This window comes from Xanthomonas hortorum pv. pelargonii, assembly GCF_024499015.1.
In the GTDB taxonomy this organism is placed as follows: Bacteria; Pseudomonadota; Gammaproteobacteria; order Xanthomonadales; family Xanthomonadaceae; genus Xanthomonas; species Xanthomonas hortorum_B.
This window is the reverse complement of sequence record NZ_CP098604.1, coordinates 2,947,550-2,964,712: the sequence shown is the minus strand read 5'-3', so window position 1 is coordinate 2,964,712 and position 17,163 is coordinate 2,947,550. Positions and strand designations below refer to the sequence as shown.

The following is a 17,163-nucleotide window of genomic DNA, read 5'->3' as shown; positions in this document are numbered from 1 at the left end:
CGGCATCAGGCGCCCTGCACCACCAGGTCGCGGTGGAAGTAATAGACCTCCTGCAGCAGAAAGCGCCAGCTGGTGTGGAAGCTGCGAAAGCGCGTGCTGGGGGTGGACGAGGCCAGCGCATCCACGCCCAGCTCCTGGCTCAGCCGCAGCGCGCGCGCCATGTGCAGCGGGTCGCTGACGATGATGGCCCGGTGCATGCCGTGGCGCTCCATCAGCGCGCGCGCCTGCTGCAGGTTCTGGCGGGTGGTGCGTGATTCGGTTTCGATCACGATCGCTTCCGGCGGGATACCGTGACGCAGCGCATAGCGCCGCGCGACCTGCGACTCGGCAAAGCGCGCGCCATTGCCGAAGCCGCCGGTGAACAACAGCCGCGGCGCATAGCCCTGCGCGTATAGATCCAGCGCATGCCGGATGCGCTCTTCGAACACCGGCGAAGGCCGCGCGTCGTAGGCGGCCGCGCCCAGCACGATGATCACATCGGCCGGCGCGGCCTGGTCGCGGTCGCCGATCCACACGATCCAGCCCGCCACGCCCACCAGCCAGATCGCCGCCAGCATGCACAACCGCCAGCCCCAGCCCCACAGGCCGAGCCCGCGCGAGCGCCTGCTCACGCCGCGGCCCATGGCAGCGCGTCCAGATCGACATTGCCGCCGGACAGGATCAGCCCGACCCGGCGCCCGGCAAAGCGCGCCGGGTCGGCCAGCACCGCAGCCAGCGCAATCGCCGAGGACGGCTCCACGACTTGTTTGAGCACCTGCCAGATCAGCCGCATCGCCTGCACCACCGCGGCATCGTCCACAGTGATCACCTGCGCGCCGGCCGCCTGCAACAGCGCGAAATTCGGTGCGCCCAGGGTGCCGCGCAGGCCGTCGCAAATGGTGTCGGGGACAAAATCGACCAGGCGCTCGCCTGCCGCCAGCGAGCGCGCGGTGTCGGCCGCGCCGCTGGGCTCGGCCAGCACCAGTGCGCACCCCGGCGCGGCCTGCAGCGCCAAGGCCGCACCGGCAGCCAGCCCGCCGCCGCCGACCGGCGCCACCAGCACGTCCAGCCCGCCGCTCTGGTGCAACAGCTCCAGCGTGGCGGTGCCCTGCCCGGCGATCACGGCCGGGTCGGTGTAGGGATGGACCAGCGTCGCGCCGCTGCTGGCCTGCACTTCCGCGCACAGCTGCTCGCGCGCGGCGATGGTCGGCGCGCAGCGCCATAGCGTGGCACCGTGCCGGGAAATATTGGCCAACTTGGCGGCCACCGCACCCTCCGGCACCACTACATGGCAACCGATGCCACGGGTGCGCGCGGCCAGCGCCAAGGCGGCGCCGTGGTTGCCGGACGAATGCGTGACCACGCCGCGCGCGGCCAGCTCCTCGGGCAACGACCACACCGCATTGCAGGCGCCGCGGAACTTGAAGGCGCCGCTGCGCTGCAGGTGTTCGGCCTTGAAGAACACCTGCGCGCCGCAGAGCGCATCCAGGCTGTGCGAGGTCAGCAACGGTGTCGGCGCGCACTGCGGCGCGATGCGCGCAGCGGCTTGCAGGACGTCGGAATGGGCAAGAGAAACCGTCTCGATCATGCCTGCAAGATTAACGTATCCCCCACTCTTCACGGTTGCGCGCACAATTCCCGCGCATGCTGGATCGATGAAAAAGCGCCACATAGCGACACAGTTAAGGACCGATTCAATGCATCGGTTCGAAAGTGGGACCATGGTTGCAGGAGGGCACCATCCATGAAATTCCGTCTGATCTTCGCCGCCGGGCTACTGGCTCTGAGCGGCTGCGCGACTTACGACTACACCGGCGGTGGGTCGGGCGGCTATTACCGTGGCGCTCCGGCCGTACAGTATCGCTACCCGCCTGGTTACTCGCCGTATTTCTACGGCAATCCGTACGGCAACCCCTATGGCGCCGGTTCGATCGGGTTGTACGACTACCCGGTGTATCCGGTCTATCGCGGCGGTGGCGGCTACTACTACCGGCAGAACGATCGGCGCCCACAGTACCGGCCGCCGCGCCCGAACGGCTCGTATCACAATGGCCCGCGTCCGAACGGTCCCCGCCCCAATGGCCCGCGTCCGCAGCAGCCCAATCGTCCACCGGCAACCGGCGCTCCGCCGTCGCGGCCGCCCGCACGCATCGGTGCGCCGCCTGGGGTGATCCGGCAGATTCAACGGCAGACCGCACCCCGCACTACCCGTGAGCAGATCCCCTGAGTTGCTGACTGCGACGCGGCCCACAAATGGATAGATTGGGGGCTTGCGTTCAGCCGGCACTTGGTTGCAAGCTAGGTGCTCTGTGACCCGCCACGTCATTTTTTGACCTGACGCGTTCCAACGACTGACTTATGTCGATGTCCGACAGGGAAATCTGGATCCCCCCTGTTCCGGCCCTGTCGGATATCGGCGCCTTCAACGCATAAAGCCCCGGCATGCCGGGGCTTTATGCGTTTGTCCTTCTGCTTAACCTGGCAGCGCCTGACCGCATCAGCCTGGCAGAGCGCATCGGCAGCGGTGCCAACCGCAGAAAAAAATAAGGGTCGGCAGTCCCCCGACTACCGACCCTTACGCTACCCCATCGCACGCGCGGCTGGCCCCTGTTCCAATTCCAGCCTTGCGCCCATGTCGCAATGCCACGACGGGTGCATTAGGGATATCCGCACGGAACATGCCAACTTGAGTGCCACTGTTCTAAAATGTGATTTAAATCACATTTTTATCGATTGAGTGACCTCAATCGCCCTTCAGCCGATAATTCCGCGGCCGCTTGTCTTCCTTCCGCTTCCTAGTCCACGCCCATGTCCGATTCCTTTTATCGCTACGACGTCATCGTGATCGGCGGCGGCCATGCCGGCACCGAGGCCGCGCTGGCCTCCGCGCGCGCCGGCGCCCGCACCTTGCTGCTGACCCACAACATCGAGACGGTGGGCGCGATGAGCTGCAACCCGGCCATCGGCGGGATCGGCAAGGGCCATCTGGTCAAGGAGATCGACGCGCTGGGCGGGGCAATGGCACGCGCGGCAGACTTGGCCGGCATCCAGTGGCGCACGCTCAATGCCTCCAAGGGGCCAGCGGTACGCGCCACCCGCTGCCAGGCTGACCGCACCCTCTACCGCAACGCGATCCGCTGCATCGTCGAGGCGCAGCCCAACCTGACCGTGTTCCAGGCAGCAGTGGACGATCTACTCATCCACAACGGCGCTAGCGAGGGCGACAGCGTGCGCGGAGTCATCACCCAGACCGGGCTGCGTTTCGAAGCACCCGCAGTGGTGCTCACGGCCGGTACCTTCCTGGCCGGCAAGATCCATGTTGGCGAGACCCAGTACGCGGCCGGGCGCATGGGCGACCCGCCGGCCACCACGCTGGCCGCGCGCCTGCGCGAACGGCCGTTTGCGATCGACCGGCTCAAGACCGGCACCCCGCCACGTATCGACGGGCGCACGCTCGACTACAGCGTGATGGCCGAACAGCCGGGCGACGATCCGTTGCCGGTGATGTCGTTCATGGGCCAGCGCAGCGATCACCCGCGCCAGGTCAGCTGCTGGATCACTCACACCACCGAACAGACCCACGACATCATCCGCAGCGCGCTGCATCGCTCGCCGCTGTATTCGGGACAGATCGAAGGCATCGGCCCGCGTTACTGCCCGTCGATCGAAGACAAGGTAGTGCGCTTCGCCGAGAAGACCAGCCACCAGATCTTCGTCGAGCCCGAAGGCCTGGAGGTCACCGAGATCTATCCCAACGGCATCTCCACCTCGCTGCCGTTCGATGTGCAGCTGGCGCTGGTGCGCTCGATCCATGGGTTTGCGCAGGCGCATATCACCCGCCCCGGCTATGCGATCGAGTACGACTTCTTCGACCCGCGCGGGCTCAAGGCCTCGCTGGAAACCAAGGCGGTGGGCGGGCTGTTCTTCGCCGGGCAGATCAATGGCACCACCGGTTACGAAGAGGCCGCCGCGCAAGGGTTGCTGGCCGGCCTCAATGCCGCGCGCCATGTGCAGGCCTTGCCGGCGTGGTCGCCGCGTCGCGATGAGGCGTACCTGGGCGTGCTGGTGGACGATCTGATTACCCACGGCACCACCGAGCCGTATCGCATGTTCACCAGCCGCGCCGAATACCGGCTGCAGCTGCGCGAAGACAATGCCGACGCGCGCCTGACCGGTGTGGGCCGTGCGATGGGCCTGGTCGACGATGCGCGCTGGGCGCGGTTTTCGGCCAAGCAGAAGGCGGTGCAGCGCGAAAGCGCGCGCCTGCAGGCACTGTGGGCAACCCCGGGCAATGCGCTGGGCCGCGAAGTGGCCCAGACCCTGGGCGTGGCGGTGAGCCGCGAGACCAACGTACTGGATCTGATCAAGCGCCCCGAACTCAACTACGCCGCGCTGATGCGCGTGCCGACGCTGGGGCCGGGCGTGGAGGATGCGCAGGTGGCTGAGCAGGTCGAGATCAGTGTCAAATACGCCGGTTATCTGGACCGCCAACGCGACGACATCGCGCGTCAGCAACGCCACGAAACCACGCCGATTCCAGAAGGGTTCGATTATGCCGGCGTGCGTGGCCTGTCGATCGAAGTGCAACAGAAACTCGAACGCGTGCGCCCGCAAAGTATCGGCCAGGCCCAGCGTATTGCCGGCATGACGCCGGCGGCGATCTCGCTGCTGCTGGTGCATCTGGAACGCGCGCGGCGCAGCCAGGTGGCGTGAGGGGCTTGTGGTTAGTCGATTACGTCGCTGCTCGGCAAGCACGTCGTCCGACGGATTCCGCGATGACGTCGGTCATCCATCGCGCTGCCACTCGGTCGCCAGCGAAGGTCTCGCGTACAGCTAGATCAATCAACCAGCCGTCTCTCCCACAGCCACCGAGAACAGTCGGTGGTGCTTGCGCGCGTGCCGGCGTGGGACCTTATGCGGCAGGGATGCCGCATAAGCGCCTACAGGGACGTACTTGCGGCGTGTCCCACGCCGGTACGCGTGCAAGCACCCTCAGTGGACAAACGCGCGAAACGTTGCCAACAGATGTCAGCATGCGATGCCATGTCGCCACGTGCGAAGCCACCGGTACGCGCAGGCTTGCCGCTCGTCCGGCGGACTCTAGCGACACGGGGGAAGTTGCTATGCTCGATCAACTATGACGACTTTCTAATCCATGAACAGATCGAGTGCGATGTTGAAGGCAACTGTGCGCAGTGCCTGTCCGCTTTTAGTGCTGATGCTGGCGAACATCGCGCCGGCGATGGCCACTACCGAAGAAGATGGCCGTTACTGGTTAAGTGTGTATGCCCAGGGCAAGTTGCCGGTCGAAAATCTGTACTGGAGCATGGATATCCATCCGCGCTGGCGCGAGGAAGGCGAGCAGTTCGACCAACTGATTCTGCGCCCCGCCGTGTTTTACCGGCTCAATCCCAAAGCCAGTGTCTGGATGGGCTACGACACCATTATCAGCCATCCGGCCGGGCAATCCTCCAACCGCGAAAATCGCTGGTGGGGGCAGTTTCAATATCAGTTCGATCCGATTGCCAATATCACCATTACCAGCCGCACGCGTCTGGAGCAACGCCACCGCGAAGGTTTCAGCGATGAAGGTTACCGGGTACGCCAGATGATCCGGGCCGTGCGCCCCAGCGCGTTGTCGCCGCAATTGTCGTGGGTGGCGTTCAACGAACTGTTCGTCAATCTCGATCAGACCGAGTGGGGCGCGCGACGCGGTCTCGACCAGAACCGCGTATTCGTCGGTATCAACTGGAAGTTCAACGCCATCTCCAATGTCGATGTCGGGTATCTGAATCAGTTCGTCAATACGCCTGCAGTGGACCGCGAAAACCACGTACTGATGACGACCTTCCGCTTCAACTTCTAGTCACTCGCCCACCGCCCAATGGCGGGCAGCAAACGCTGGCGCAGCACCAGTGCCGCCAGCGCCAATGTCTCATCGGCGGCGCGCAGTACGCCGCCCATGTTGATGAAACCGTGGATCATGCCGGGAAAGCTGTGCAAGGTGACTTCCACCCCGGCGCCGCGCAGACGCTCGGCATAGGCGCGTCCTTCGTCGCAGAGCATGTCGCGATCGCCCACCACGACCAGTGCGGGCGCAACGCCGGCCACATCGGGCACCAGCATTGGCGAGACGCGCCAGTCCTGTGCAATGGCGGGGTCGGCACCAACCACATGGGGCTGGGCCACCAGCCACTGCAGGGTAGCAATCACGTCTTCCACGCCGGCCGGTGCGGGGTGTTCCGGCGCCAGACGATAGTCGACAGCCAGCAGCTGACAGCCGGCACATGCAGCCAGTTGCCGGCAGACGTCGTCATGGGAGTCCAGATCGCCCACCACACCGCCGCCGCCGTGCACGAACAGGCAGGTCGGGGCGGGGCCAGGGGCAAGATCGGATGGTCGATACAACCGCAACGGCACCGGGCCGGCAGCGGTGTCGGCATGCAGATCGCGTACCTGCGCCATCTCCACGCGCGGGAAGCCGAGCTGCGCGCCGAGCGCGCGCATCATCGCGCGCGCACCTTCGATCGGCAGGGTGTCCATGGCCGGTTGACCGGATTGTTGAAGCTGGGCAAACAGGCGCACGACATCGGGATCAAACGACATGACAGACCCTCCAGGAGACGAGGAGCGAGCCTGCCAGATACTTATGATCAATCACCATTAAATTGCATAAATAATTTCAATGGCATTGCCTGATGCACGCCGCAGCGCTGCAAACCCCTTGACTGGCCTTGCATGCGGCGGCAAGGGCGGTACCCGGCGGGCTTGTGCGACAGTCACGCAATCAGCGTCAGTTGGTTTTTTTGCTGCGCCGCATCGCGTCTGCACGCGCTGGCATCGGCGCGCTCAGCGCGCACCGACACGTTGCCAATGACCAGTGCACGCTGGCAGCGCGCCGTGTGCGACGTTGCCAGTGTCGCGCCGCATAGGGCGCGACAGCCGCTGGCTAATCTTCGTCTTCCGCAGCGGCCTCGCGGCCTTGCTGACGGATGAGGTTTTCCTGGCGTGCGTCTTCGATCGAGGCGCGGATGGCGCGCACGTCGGCGCGGTGGGTGTCGAACTTGAAGCGTCCGGTCAGCACGCTGTCCGGGCGCAGCTCGCCCTTTTCGAACAGCGCCCACATCTCTTCGCCGTAGTAGGTTTCCAGCAACTCCGGCGCAAAACGGCCGAGGCAATCGCGCAGGTTGTGCACGTCGCGCAGCAGCATGTCGCGCGCGGCATTGTTGCCGGCGGCGCTGACCACCTGAGGAAAGTCGATCAACACCGGGCCCTCGGGCGAGACCAGCACGTTGTATTCGGACAGATCGCCGTGCACCAGGCCCAGCGACAGCATCTTGACCACATCGCCGATCAGGCTGGTGTGGAACACGCGCGCCTGCTCCGGTTCCAGCTCCACTTCGCCCAGCCGCGGAGCGCTGTGGCCGGCTTCGTCGGTGACCAGATCCATCAGCAGCACGCCGTGGAAATAGCCGCGCGGCTTGGGCACATGCACGCTGGCATCCATCAGCTGGTAGAGCACCTCGGCTTCGGTATTCTTCCACGCGGTCTCGGCTTCGCGGCGACCGAATTTGGTGGCCTTGCCCATCGCGCGTGCCTGGCGGCTGCCGCGCACCTTGCGGCCTTCCTGATATTGCACGCGCGCCTGGAAGCTGCGCTGCGCCATGTCTTTGTAGACCTTCGCGCACAGGATGTCTGCGCCTGTGCTGACCACATAGACGGATGCTTCCTTGCCGCTCTTCAGTGGTCGCAACACTTCGTCGATGATGCCGTCGTCGATCAGCGGTTGCAGGCCCTTGGGGGTTTTCATGGACTAAGAGGACCGATCCGGAACAAATCAGCAGCGATTATGCGGCAAGCAGGGTGAAGCGATTACATGTCCAGGCACAAGCTGCGACCGGGGGCATGCATCTGCCTGAGCGCTTACCATGCGGGAACCTGTCCAACCTGCGACCCAATGCCCGAGCCCGCCGCCAGCCGACGTAAACGCCCCACCGCCGTGCCCGCAGTCGGTAGCGAACGCGGCCTGCCGCATGAGTTGATGCAGCAGATCGCCGCCGCCCAGGGCGACCCGGACTTCATGACCTCGCTGGGACGCGGGCTGGTGGTACTCAGCGTGTTCGCACAGCACGCGCGCGAGGTGACGATGTCGCAGATCAGCCTGGAAACCGGCATCTCGCGCGCGGCGGTGCGGCGGGTGCTGCACACCTTGGCCAAGCTGGGCTATGTCGGCGAACAGGGCCGCGGCTATGTACTGCTGCCGCGGGTGCTCGGGATCGGCGGTGCGTATGCGGCCTCTTCATCAATGACCGCGGCAGCGCAGCCGGTGCTGGATGGCTTGCGTGACCAGCTGCACGAATCCTGCTCGCTAGGCGTGCTGGACGGCGACGACCTGTTGTACGTGGCGCGCGCCGAGACGGTGCGCATCATGTCGATCGGGCTGCGCCCGGGCACGCGCCTGCCGGCCTACTGCACCTCGATGGGCCGGGTGCTGCTGGCCGCCCTGCCCGGCGACACCTTGCAGGCGTATCTGGAGCGCACCACGCTGCGCCCGCGCACCGACCGCACGGTGACCCAGGCATCGGCGCTGCTGGAGCTGCTGGCACGTACGCGCCGCGAAGGCATGTGCCTGACCGATCAGGAACTGGAAATCGGCCTGCGCTCGATCGCGGTGCCGGTGCGCAACCTGCGCGGCGAGGTGATCGCCGCGCTCAACATCGGTGCCCAGGCCGGGCGCGTGAGCCTGCAGACGATGCAGACGCAGCTGCTGGAACCGCTGAAGCAGGCGGCGCAGCGGCTGGGGGCGTTGTTGAGTTAGGGCTTGTCGAACACGCTCAGCGCGGCCGGCGCAGAAAGCCGACCACCGCATCCACCCAGGCGGCATGCGTGTCTTCGACATGCGCCACATGGTCGGCGTGCGGCAGCGTGACCCAACTGCGATCTTCGCTGCGCAGGCGTGCGTACAGGTGGGCGTTGTCCGGCTGGGTCGCGATGGGATCGTCGACGCCCCGCAGCAGCAGCACCGGCAGCGTTGCCACCTGCTCGGGCTGGAAGGCGAACTGCTCCATCGCGCGCCAGTCGGTGCGCACCGGGTCGGCCGACACCGCCTGCGCAGCGTAGGCCGCACGCACGCCGGAGGGCGCGGCATTGGCGGTGATGAAATCCTCGCCGGCTGCTTCGACCGTGGTGCGTGCGCGCAATGGCTGGGCTGGCGTTGGTGTGGCATCGGGAGCCGCATCGACATCGTCCGGAAAACCGTACAGCACCAGCGCAGACAGCGCCTGCGGGTGTTGCTGGCCGATCAGCAGCGCCACCCGCGCGCCGTTGGAATAACCGAGCAGCGCCGGCGGCGGCAAGTGCGCGTGCTTGCGGGCGATCCAGGCCAGCACCTCGGCGACGTCGGCCACCGCGCGCGCCGGTGTGTTCCAGCCGCTGCCATCGCGCGCACTGCCGCCATAGCCGCGCAGGTCCACCGCGTAGGCGGCGTACCCGGCCTGCGCCAAGGCCGCGAGCACCGAGCGCGAATCGCGCGCTTCGCCGGGAACCTGCAGGTCGAAATTGGGCAGCGCACTCCAGGTACGCCCATGCACCAGCAGGATCGTGCCACGCGGCTGTGCCGGTACGCGCGACCACACCGCCAGCGTCTGGCCATCGTCGGCGCGAACCTGCGACAGCTGCGTGCCCGGTCCGGGATGCGGCTGTGCCTGCAGCGCACAGGTGGCGATCAGCAGCATCAGCAGGCAGGCGAAGCGCAAGGTCATGAGTCATCTCCCTGGGACGTGATGTCCGACAGCGGCCATCTTGCCTGCGATGCTTGGCGGTGTACGAGTGGCACATGCCGATTCCGGGCACCGACGTGCCCACCTGGCGGCTACGTAATCGTTTTTTGGCCGCTCTTGCTGCTCGCGCCTCGAGCACGACACACGTGGTTGCGCTGCCGGCATGCGCAGCATCTTCCGGTTCGGCTTCGCTCGGTCGCTTTGTCGCTCGTCAGAGTGTCTGACGCGATGCTAGCGGCTCAGCCTTCGGCGGCCTGTTCTTCGAGAATCGGTTTGGCCAGTGCGAATGCGTGATTGGCCGCCGGCACGCCGCAATAGACCGCCGCCTGCAACAACACCTCCTTGATCTGATCGGGCGTGACGCCGTTGTTGCGCGCGGCGCGCACGTGCAGCTTGAACTCTTCGTCATGGCCCAGCGCCACCATCATCGCCAGCGTCAGCAGCGAGCGGGTATGCGCGGGCAGGCCGTCGCGGGTCCAGATGCTGCCCCAGGCGTAGCGGGTGATCAGTTCCTGAAACTCTTCGGTGAACTCGGTGCGTGCGGCCAGCGAGCGGTCGACATGCGCATCGCCAAGAACGCGCCGGCGCTCGTGCAGGCCGGCCTGGTAACGCTCGTCTTCGTGCATCGGATCTCTCTTGCTTAGGGAATGGTTGGAGCGGCCGTGCAGCGCTGGCGTGCTGGCAGCTGCTTTAGTCGGCCTGAAGAAAGCGCAATACGGTGTCGTTGAACGCGGCCGGCGATTCCAGATTGCAGATATGCCGGCCGGGCACCTGCGCGTAATGGCCGTGCGGAGCGGCAGAGGCGATCTCGCGCAGATCGTTGGGCGAGCAGACCGGGTCATCTTCGCCAGCGACTGCGAGCAATGGCAGCGCCAGCGTGTCGAGCGCGCCACGGAAATCGGCATCGGCCACGGCCTGGCAGCAGGCGATATAGCCGTCCGGCGAGGTCGACACGAACGCGGCCACGATCATCTCCAGCCGTTGCGCGTGGCTGATGGCAAACGGCGGCGTGAACCAGCGCTGCAAGGTGGCATCGACCAGCACGGCCAGGCCTTCGCTGCGCACCTGTGCGATGCGCGCGTTCCAGGTCTCGCTGCTACCGATCTTCTGCGCAGTGGCGCACACCGCCAGCCGCCGCAGCCGTTGCGGTGCGTGCAGGCCCAGCCACTGCCCGGTGAGGCCGCCGATCGACACGCCGCAGAAGTCGCTCTGATCGATCTGCAACGCATCCCACAGCGCCAGCACGTCCTGGCCCAGGTCGGCGACACTGTACGGGCCGGGCGGCGTCTCAGAATCACCATGGCCGCGGCGGTCGTAGCGCAGGATGCGGTAGTGCGGCGCAAAGGCGGCGATCTGCGTGTCCCACATCTGCAGGTCGGTGCCGAGCGAGTTGCAGAAGGTCAGCCAGGGGCGGCCTTCGGTGCCGTCCAGCCGATAGTGCAGGCGGTGCGTGGGCAACTGCAGATAGGCCATCGAAGTACCTTCAGCGAAGAAGAAGAAGCGGCAAGCACGCGATCGATCCAGACCGAGGACATGCCGCGCCAGCTGTCCACATCGAACAGCGCCTGCAGTTGCGCATGCGTGAGCACCGCACCGACCAGTGCATCCTCGGCGAGCACCTCGCGCAGATGCCGCTGCTGCGCCTGCGCGCGTGCCACCGCCTGCTCCACCACCGCATGCGCCTGCGCTTTGCCGAGCTGCGCTGCGAGCGCGAACACCACCGCTTCGGCATACAACACACCGCCATGGCTATCCAGATGCGCGCGCATGCGCTCGCGGTCCAGTTCCAGATCGGCCAGGCACAGCTGCATCTGCGCAAGACTTCCGGCAGTGAGGCACACGATCTGCGGCAAGGTCTCCCATTCGGCGTGCCATTGCCCGGCGGCACGCTCATGCGGCTGCGCCATCGCGCTGAACAAGGTCGCCACCAGGCCGGGCACACGCGTGGCGGCCGCAATCGCGGCGACGCTGGAGACCGGATTGCGTTTATGCGGCATCGCCGAGGAGCCGCCCTTGCCGGCAGCGGCGGGCTCGAACACTTCGCCAACCTCCGATTGCATCAGCAGCACCACATCGCCGCCGATCTTGCCCAAGGTGCCGGCCAACAGGCCGAAGGCGCAGCCGACCTCGACGAGGCGGTCGCGCGCGGTGTGCCACGGCAATGCGGGCAACGGCAGCGACAGCGTCTTTGCCAGCGCTTCGGCGACCTCGAGGCCGCGCTCCTGCAGCGACGCCAACGTGCCGGCCGCACCACCGAACTGCAGTACCAAGGCATCGCGCTGCAAGGCCTGCAGGCGGTGGTGCGCGCGCTGCAACGCATCCAGCCAGCCGGCGACCTTGAGCCCGAAGGTGACCGGCACCGCCTGCTGCAACAAGGTGCGACCAGGCAGGCCGGTATTGCGCTCGCGTTTGGCCAGTGCGGCCAGATCGGCGCACAGGTGTTGCAGACGCGGTAGCAATAGGTCGAGCGCAGCGCGCAGCTGCAGCACCGTGCCGGTATCGATGACGTCCTGACTGGTGGCGCCCCAGTGCACCCAGCGCGCGGCCTGCGCATCGTGTTCGGCCACGCGTGCAGTCAGCGCCTTGACCAATGGAATGGCGGGATTGCCGGCCAGTGCAGTGGCCTGCGCCAGCGCGGCCAGATCGTAGTGCTGCACGTCGCAGGCATTGGCAATGGCCTGCGCGGCCCCGGTCGGGATCACGCCGCACTGCGCCTGCGCGCGGGCGAGCGCGGATTCGAACGCCAGCATTGCCTGCACACGCGCGGCGTCGTCGAACAACGCGTCGCACGCAGGCTCGCCAAACAAGGATCCCAACAGGGAAGACGTCGCAGTCATGCATGGCCTCTCTTGACGTGCGGGCAGCATGGCACCGATGCGCAGGAGTGCCAACTGGCATGCGCGATGCGCACGCGCGCGCATCGCAGCATGGGCAAACGCGCAATGACGCTGCGATCAATAATGGAAGAACACCGTTTCCGCATCGCCCTGCATGTGGATGTCCCACACGTAGTTGCCACTACCGCGCGATTGCGCCAGCAGCGTGGCGCGACGCTCGGCCGGCACCAGGGCAAGGATCGGATCGCTGCGCAGTTGCGGGTCGTCGGCGAAGTACAGCCGTGTCGACACGCCGCGCAGCAGCCCGCGCATGAACACCAGCACGGTCAGATGCGCGGCCTGCAGCTTGCCGTCGGGCCCGGCGACCTGGCCTGGCTTGATGGTGCTGAAGGAAAAACATCCTTGCGCATCGGTGGGCACGCGGCCCCAGCCATCGAAGCCGGGGTCATGCGTTTCGAAGCGGGTGTCGGCGGCATGCGCATAGATGCCGGCGCCATCGGCTTGCCACAGTTCCAGCACCGCGTCGGCCACCGGAGTGCCGGCGCCATCGAAGACGCAACCACTGATCTGCACCTGCGTGCCTGTGGCCTGCGCAGGTGCAAGCCGGTGGCGATACAGCGGCTCCAGCCCGAGCCGGTAATACGGGCCAACGGTTTGCGACGGGGTGGTGTGCAGGCTCATCGACTCACTCCCAGACGGTTTGCTTGCGACCGCGCAACACGATGTCGAAGCGGTAGGCCAGCGCGTATTCGCTCACCGCGTTTTCCCAGTCGAAACTGGACACCATGCGTTCGCGTGCCAGCGGATCGTCCACGCAGTTGTAGATCGGGTCGTGCGCCAGCAACGGATCGCCGGGGAAGTACATCTGGGTGATCAGCCGCTGTCCGATACCATCGCCATGCAGCGAAAAATGGATATGCGCCGGCCGCCAGGCGTTGTAGTGATTGCGCCACGGATACGCACCCGGCTTGATGGTCTTGAACGCATAGCGGCCGTGGTCGTCGGTGAGCACCTGGCCGGTACCGCGGAAATTGGGATCCAGCGGCGCATCGTGGCGATCGCCCGCATGTTGATAGCGGCCAGCCGCGTTGCATTGCCACACTTCCACCACGCTGTTGCGCACCGGCTTGCCGTTTTCGTCGAGCACGCGGCCGGAGACGATGATGCGCTCGCCCAACGGCTCGCCGGCAAAGCCGGCAGTGAGATCGGCGGCATGCTCGCCCAGCGTGAGCCGATCCAGTCGCGGCCCGGTGACTTCCGACAGCGTGACCGGGATGTCGATCGGCGCGCGCGTGGGGCCGCGCAACGCGGTGGATGCATAGGGAAGATGCAGATACGCCGGCTGCGTGCCGATCCGGATGCGGCGATAGCCGAGCAGCGGATCGACTGGCGTGTCAGAGCTGGGGTCGCGCATGCGGGATCTCCATCGGTTGCGCTACGGCGCGGTCGGGAATGCTAGCGTCAACGCTGCAAGCGTCGAGAACGCTCTGGGTGTGCGGTAACGGCAGCGGTGGTTGCAACGGGCGCACTACACGCGCTCGATCGCCAGCGCCACGCCCTGCCCCACGCCGATACACATGCTGGCCAGGCCAAGCCGTCCGTTGCTGGCTTCCAGTTGCCGCAGCAAGGTCAACGCCAGCCGCGCGCCGCTCATCCCCAGTGGGTGTCCGAGTGCGATGGCGCCGCCGTTGGCGTTGACGTGCGGCGCATCGTCGGCCAGCCCGAACGCGCGCGTGCAGGCGAGCGCCTGCGCGGCGAAGGCTTCGTTGAGTTCGATCGCATCGAACTGTTCGATGGTCAGGCCCAACCGCGCCAGCAAGCGCTGCGTGGCCGGCACCGGACCGATCCCCATGAAGGCCGGCTCCACACCGGCGGAGGCGAAGCCGAGCACGCGTGCGCGCGGGGTCAGCCCATGCATCTGCACCGCCTGCGCGGAGGCCAGCAACAAGGCGGCAGCGCCATCGTTGAGGCCCGAGGCATTGCCGGCAGTCACCGTGCCGGGCTGGCGGAAGACCGGCTTGAGCTTGGCCAGCATCTCGGCGGTGGTATTCGGGCGCGGGGGCTCGTCGCGATCGAGAGCGGTTGCCTCGCCACCTTTGCGTGGGGCCACGGTCACCGGCGTGATTTCTCCATCGAAGAACCCGGCCGCCTGTGCAGCGGCAACGCGTTGCTGACTGCGCAATGCAAAGGCATCCTGGTCTTCGCGCGCGATGGCATAGCGCTGCGCCACGTTCTCTGCGGTTTCGCCCATCAACTCCACGCCGTAAGCGCCCTGCAGACGCGGATTGACGAAACGCCAGCCCATCGTGGTGTCCTCCAGCTGTTGCGTGCGGGCGAATGCGCCCTCGGCCTTGCCCATCACCCACGGCGCGCGCGTCATCGATTCGACCCCGCCGGCAATCGCCAGCCCCAGTTCGCCGGCACGGATGCCGCGCGCCACCGTGCCGATCGCATCCAGCCCGGACCCGCACAGGCGATTGAGCGTGCTGCCCGGCACCGAAGACGGCAGGCCCGCCAGCAACAGACTCATACGCGCGACATTGCGATTGTCTTCGCCGGCCTGGTTTGCGCAGCCCAGATACACGTCTTCGATCAGCGCCGGTTCCAGTTGCGGATGACGCGCCATCAACGCGGCGATCGGTACCGCGCCGAGGTCATCGGCACGCACGCTGGCCAGGGCGCCGCCGTAACGGCCGATCGGCGTGCGGATGCCATCGATCAGATAGACCTCGCTCATGCCTCGGCTCCCGCAGCCTGCTTGCCATGCGCTGCATCGGTGCGTGCCTGCAGCGCGCGCAGTGCCTGCAATTCCGCAGCGCTCGGTGGGGTGGTCTGCGCCAGATCGGCGGCGAAGCGGATCGGCCAGCCGGTGGCCGCACTCACCTGTTCGCGGGTGCTCCCGGGGTGCAAGGCGGTGACGGTGAGTTCACGGGTCACGGGGTCGGGCTCCATCACGCATAGATCGGTGACCACCACGGTGGGGCCGGCGCCAGGCAGGCCGGCACGCTGGCGCGCATCGCCACCGTCCAGATGCCCGACCGTGGTGATGAAGTCCAGCACCGGCACGAAGCTGCGTGTGGATTGGCGCATGATGATGAACACCTGCTTGGCGCTGGCCGCAATCTCCGGCGCGCCACCTGCGCCGGGCAGCCGCGTTTTCGGCGCATCGTACGGGCCGATTACCGTGGTGTTGAGGTTGGCATGGCGATCAATCTGCGCCGCGCCCAGAAAGCCCACATCCACACGACCGCCCTGCAACCAGTAGCGAAAGATCTCCGGCGTGGAGACCACGGTGTCGGCGGTGTCGGCCAGTTCGCCATCGCCGATCGACAGCGGCAGCACGTCCGGGCGCGCGCCGATCGGACCGGATTCGTAGATCAGGGTGACGTCCGGCGCATGCGTCAGCCGCGCCAGGTTGGCGGCAGTGGATGGCAGGCCGATGCCGACAAAGCACACCGCGTTATCGGGCAGGCGCCGCGCCGCCGCCACGGTCATCATTTCGTTGGTGCTGTAGTCGCTCATGCGGCCACCTGCAACAGCGAGTGCGCGTACACGCGCTGGAAGGCAGCGAAATCCTCGGTATCGAGAAGATGCGTCTGGATCCATGCCTGAAAGCGCGCACGGTCGCGGGCGATCGCATCCCAGGCCAGATAGAAGCGGTTGTCGCGGGCGTAGTAGCCATGCGCATACGACGGTGCGGCGCCACCGGGCACATGGCAGACCGCATCCACCACCCAACGCGGCAGGATGCAGGCGTTGGGCGGCGCATCCAGCGTGTCGACGATCTCTTCCACCGTCACGATCACCTTGCGCGCCGCCAATACGGCCTCTTTCTGCACGCCCAGAATGCCCCACAGCAGCACATTGCCGCGGCGGTCGGCCTGTTGGGCGTGAATCACGGTGACATCGGGATTCACCGCCGGCGTGGTGGCCAGCGTTTCGCCGGTGTACGGGCATTGCAGGAACTTAATGCTGTCGTTGACGCGCGGCAGGTCCGAGCCGACATAACCGCGCAACACCGCAAACGGCAGCCCTGAGGCGCCGGCCACGTAAGCGTTGGCCATGTCGGCATGGCTGTGTTCGCGGATCTGCAGCGGCTGCGGCCAGGCATGTTCGACCGCATCGCGCAGCCGGTGCAGCGAGCCGACGCCGGGATTGCCGCCCCAGGAAAACCGCAATGCCGCCGCGCACCCGGCGCCGATCAGCTGGTCGTAGATCAGATCCGGCGTCATGCGCACCAGGCGCAGGTCGCGCTTGCGCTGGCGGATCACCTCATGGCCGGCGGCGTGCGGGATCAGATGGGTGAAGCCTTCCATCGCCACGCAATCGCCATCGGCGATCAGCTGGGACACCGCTTCTGAAAGGGAGACGATTTCGGCCATTGCAATAGTCCTGCACAGCGAGCGTGCGGTCACGGTAGGCGCAGCGGCACAGCCCGGTCAATCCGATTATCGGCGTGCATATTCGATAATCGCACAATTTCGCTTGGCGACTGGCGCTCCAACATTGTCTCCGGTGTATACATAACTTCGCTTGCAAGCAGACGCCAGCGCTGGCAAGCGCGTCAA

At 66.4% G+C, this 17,163-nt stretch carries 16 protein-coding genes and 1 pseudogene; 4 read left to right on the top strand and 13 right to left on the bottom strand.

Annotated elements, in window-relative coordinates:
• Nucleotides 1-5: 5 nt before the first annotated feature.
• Nucleotides 6-623 (bottom strand): YdcF family protein, encoded by a 618-nt coding sequence (locus tag NDY25_RS12990; RefSeq protein ID WP_006451966.1) that lies wholly within the window; start codon nt 621-623, stop codon nt 6-8.
• Complete coding sequence (locus NDY25_RS12985; protein ID WP_168959118.1) at nt 608-1,567, bottom strand: pyridoxal-phosphate dependent enzyme; 960 nt, start codon at nt 1,565-1,567, stop codon at nt 608-610. The genes NDY25_RS12990 and NDY25_RS12985 overlap by 16 nt, the downstream gene beginning before the upstream one ends.
• A 156-nt stretch (nt 1,568-1,723) precedes the next feature.
• On the opposite strand from NDY25_RS12985, the gene NDY25_RS12980 reads away from it, so the two are divergent.
• The 3 genes from NDY25_RS12980 to NDY25_RS12970 all read left to right on the top strand — a co-directional run bounded on the left by NDY25_RS12980 (nt 1,724) and on the right by NDY25_RS12970 (nt 5,845).
• Entirely contained in the window at nt 1,724-2,206 is a 483-nt protein-coding gene (locus tag NDY25_RS12980) for a hypothetical protein (protein ID WP_168959119.1), read from the top strand.
• Between the two features lie 581 nt (nt 2,207-2,787).
• Nucleotides 2,788-4,692 (top strand): tRNA uridine-5-carboxymethylaminomethyl(34) synthesis enzyme MnmG, encoded by a 1,905-nt coding sequence (mnmG, locus tag NDY25_RS12975; protein ID WP_168959120.1) that lies wholly within the window; start codon nt 2,788-2,790, stop codon nt 4,690-4,692.
• A gap of 442 nt (nt 4,693-5,134) precedes the next feature.
• Nucleotides 5,135-5,845, top strand: a complete 711-nt coding sequence (locus NDY25_RS12970; protein WP_081376509.1) for a DUF2490 domain-containing protein — start codon at nt 5,135-5,137, stop codon at nt 5,843-5,845.
• Here the strand turns inward: NDY25_RS12970 and NDY25_RS12965 are convergent.
• Nucleotides 5,842-6,585 (bottom strand): alpha/beta hydrolase, encoded by a 744-nt coding sequence (locus NDY25_RS12965; protein ID WP_168959121.1) that lies wholly within the window; start codon nt 6,583-6,585, stop codon nt 5,842-5,844. The two genes, NDY25_RS12970 and NDY25_RS12965, sit on opposite strands and share 4 nt — an antisense overlap.
• Nucleotides 6,586-6,928: 343 nt before the next feature.
• On the bottom strand, nt 6,929-7,789 hold the full coding sequence (locus NDY25_RS12960; protein ID WP_006451961.1) for a PA4780 family RIO1-like protein kinase: 861 nt from the start codon (nt 7,787-7,789) through the stop codon (nt 6,929-6,931).
• A 147-nt stretch (nt 7,790-7,936) separates the two neighbouring features.
• On the opposite strand from NDY25_RS12960, the gene NDY25_RS12955 reads away from it, so the two are divergent.
• Nucleotides 7,937-8,797 carry an IclR family transcriptional regulator domain-containing protein gene (locus tag NDY25_RS12955; RefSeq protein ID WP_055828399.1) on the top strand — a complete coding sequence of 287 codons (861 nt, stop codon included), beginning with the start codon at nt 7,937-7,939 and terminating at the stop codon, nt 8,795-8,797.
• A 16-nt stretch (nt 8,798-8,813) separates the two neighbouring features.
• Here the strand turns inward: NDY25_RS12955 and NDY25_RS12950 are convergent, their stop codons facing one another.
• From NDY25_RS12950 to NDY25_RS12910, 9 genes and pseudogenes are all read right to left on the bottom strand, one after another.
• Nucleotides 8,814-9,740 carry an alpha/beta hydrolase gene (locus NDY25_RS12950; RefSeq protein ID WP_168959122.1) on the bottom strand — a complete coding sequence of 309 codons (927 nt, stop codon included), beginning with the start codon at nt 9,738-9,740 and terminating at the stop codon, nt 8,814-8,816.
• 257 nt (nt 9,741-9,997) lie between these two features.
• Nucleotides 9,998-10,384: a 4-carboxymuconolactone decarboxylase gene (gene pcaC, locus NDY25_RS12945; RefSeq protein ID WP_006449044.1), complete on the bottom strand. Its 387-nt coding sequence runs from the start codon at nt 10,382-10,384 to the stop codon at nt 9,998-10,000.
• 64 nt (nt 10,385-10,448) lie between these two features.
• On the bottom strand, nt 10,449-11,231 hold the full coding sequence (gene pcaD, locus NDY25_RS12940) for a 3-oxoadipate enol-lactonase (RefSeq protein ID WP_168959123.1): 783 nt from the start codon (nt 11,229-11,231) through the stop codon (nt 10,449-10,451).
• 17 nt (nt 11,232-11,248) lie between these two features.
• Nucleotides 11,249-12,595: pseudogene (locus tag NDY25_RS12935) on the bottom strand (3-carboxy-cis,cis-muconate cycloisomerase); the annotation flags it as partial.
• Nucleotides 12,596-12,712: 117 nt separating this feature from the next.
• Complete coding sequence (gene pcaG / locus NDY25_RS12930) at nt 12,713-13,276, bottom strand: protocatechuate 3,4-dioxygenase subunit alpha (protein WP_168959125.1); 564 nt, start codon at nt 13,274-13,276, stop codon at nt 12,713-12,715.
• A gap of 4 nt (nt 13,277-13,280) precedes the next feature.
• Nucleotides 13,281-14,009, bottom strand: a complete 729-nt coding sequence (pcaH, locus tag NDY25_RS12925) for a protocatechuate 3,4-dioxygenase subunit beta (RefSeq protein ID WP_168959126.1) — start codon at nt 14,007-14,009, stop codon at nt 13,281-13,283.
• 114 nt (nt 14,010-14,123) lie between these two features.
• Entirely contained in the window at nt 14,124-15,332 is a 1,209-nt protein-coding gene (gene pcaF / locus NDY25_RS12920) for a 3-oxoadipyl-CoA thiolase (RefSeq protein ID WP_168959127.1), read from the bottom strand.
• Nucleotides 15,329-16,117 (bottom strand): CoA-transferase subunit beta, encoded by a 789-nt coding sequence (locus NDY25_RS12915; RefSeq protein WP_168959128.1) that lies wholly within the window; start codon nt 16,115-16,117, stop codon nt 15,329-15,331. Before NDY25_RS12915 ends, pcaF begins: the two co-directional genes overlap by 4 nt.
• Nucleotides 16,114-16,977, bottom strand: a complete 864-nt coding sequence (locus NDY25_RS12910; RefSeq protein ID WP_168959129.1) for a CoA transferase subunit A — start codon at nt 16,975-16,977, stop codon at nt 16,114-16,116. The genes NDY25_RS12915 and NDY25_RS12910 overlap by 4 nt, the downstream gene beginning before the upstream one ends.
• Nucleotides 16,978-17,163 lie beyond the last annotated feature (186 nt).